This window comes from Flavobacterium sp. 9AF, from assembly GCF_902506265.1.
Taxonomy (GTDB): Bacteria; Bacteroidota; Bacteroidia; order Flavobacteriales; family Flavobacteriaceae; genus Flavobacterium.
In genome coordinates, this window is the sequence record NZ_LR733564.1 from 1 (window position 1) to 1,836 (window position 1,836).

The window sequence follows — 1,836 nt, forward strand, 5'->3', positions numbered from 1 at the left end:
TCGTTACAAATTGTATATTATAAATGAAAGAAATAATTACTACACTACTATTTTTAATTGCCGTAATTGACCCTCTGGGTTCTATACCTGTTTACTTAGAAGCTACCAAAAATTTCAATAAAAAAGAAAAGGAAAAAGTGGCTAAAAGAGCCTCGCTAATCGCTTTTTGTATTTTGCTTTTTTTTATTGTAATTGGGCAAATTATATTAGAAGTTATGGAAATATCACTAGATGCCTTCCAAATTTCAGGAGGTGTTATCCTTTTTCTATTTGCCTTAACTATGATTTTTGGTGATGGAAAACCTGAATCGGAAAAACATCTAATTAAAGATTACAAACATGTTACTATTTTTCCGGTTGCTATTCCTTCGATTGCTTCTCCTGGTGCTATTATGGCAGTAGTTTTAATGACCGATAATCATATGTTTACTATTCAACAACAAGCTTTAACTACCTTAATGGTACTCGTGGTTATTGGATTAACTATGCTGTTATTGTTGACTGCTTCTGCAGTACAAAAAAAGATAGGTGAATATGGGATTACGGTTATTAGTAAAATCATGGGGTTAATCCTTGCTTCTTATGCGGTACAAAATATATTAAGTGGTTTGAAAGCTTTTTTTAATTTGTAAAGAGCTATTTTTTATTCTACTAAAAAAATTACATAGTTAAAAAAGATAATTATTTAAATTGTTTTTTTCTTTTAAAGATTAAAGTAATTAATGGAATGGTGAATCTTAAATTTTGATATTTTTGCCCTAAATAAACTATTAATTTATGAGAAAAAAATTACTTCAATCGCTATTACCATGCTTTTTATTATCTGTTAGCTATTCACAAACAACTTTACCTAATCCTGATTTTGAAAATTGGCAAAATTTAAGTACTACTACTGAGGAACCGACCAACTGGAACGGATGTAAAACGGGTGGAGGTTTTGCTAATTCAGGGCCACAAAACTGTTTTAGAGAAGTTACAAATCCTCAAAATGGCACTTATTGTTTAAGATTAGAAACCAAAAGTTATTTTGGAAGCCCAGTCACAGGATACGCAACTACTGGTAAAGTTTTTGCTTCCTCAACAAATCCAAATGATTACTATGTTAAATCTGTAAGAAGTGATTCAAATTTCAATTCTCCTTTCACAGGTAGACCAGATGCTTTTTTAGGTTTTTTTAGAAACACATACGCGGGAGGAAATAGTGGGAAAATAACAATTATTTTACATGGTGATTACGATGTAAGAAATCCTATAGACGCTAATTCAACTCCATACATAATAGGCACAGCAGAATTTACAATTCCATCTAGTTCAACTGCTGCATGGACAGCCTTTAATGTTCCAATTACCTATCTCTCCACTGATACTCCTAGTTATGTATTAATCATTGCCGATTCTGGAAATCAAGTTGGAAATATTTTATGGGTTGATAATTTAAGTCTCGATTATTCTTTGGATGCACTAGATTTTGAAAATTCAAATACTACTAGAATTTATCCAAATCCTACTTCAGGTAACTTCACTCTAGATTTAAAAGAGAAGAATGATATAACTATTAGTATTTATGATATTCTTGGTAAATTAATTTATACTAAAACCAATATCAATGATACCACCTTTACTTCAAATATAGATTTAGAAACTGGAACCTATATGGTACAAATTATTTCTAAAGATAAAACTGAAAATATAAAATTAATTGTAAAATAATTGACTAGTCCTAAAAAATCGATACAGATTTATTAGACAAAAATAATTAAATTAAACACTTGCAAGAACGTTCTTGCAAGTGTTTTTTCTTTTATAAGTTCTCATTTTTAGATTAGATTGTTGATG

2 protein-coding genes are annotated in these 1,836 nt (G+C 29.6%); both read left to right on the plus strand.

The genetic code is table 11. The features are described 5' to 3' along the window. Positions 1 to 23: 23 nt before the first annotated feature. The gene (locus HALO113_RS14680) at positions 24 to 632 is read left to right on the plus strand and encodes a MarC family protein (RefSeq protein WP_159779847.1); all 609 of its coding nucleotides are present in this window, start codon (positions 24 to 26) and stop codon (positions 630 to 632) included. 145 nt (positions 633 to 777) lie between these two features. Beyond that, positions 778 to 1,710, plus strand: a complete 933-nt coding sequence (locus HALO113_RS14685; RefSeq protein WP_159779848.1) for a T9SS type A sorting domain-containing protein — start codon at positions 778 to 780, stop codon at positions 1,708 to 1,710. Positions 1,711 to 1,836: the final 126 nt, after the last annotated feature.

What these genes read in the sequence shown, in the direction of transcription:
- HALO113_RS14685 (WP_159779848.1), top strand. Translation starts at nt 778, where the DNA reads ATGAGAAAAAAATTACTTCAATCGCTATTACCATGCTTTTTATTATCT.
- HALO113_RS14680 (WP_159779847.1), top strand. Translation starts at nt 24, where the DNA reads ATGAAAGAAATAATTACTACACTACTATTTTTAATTGCCGTAATTGAC.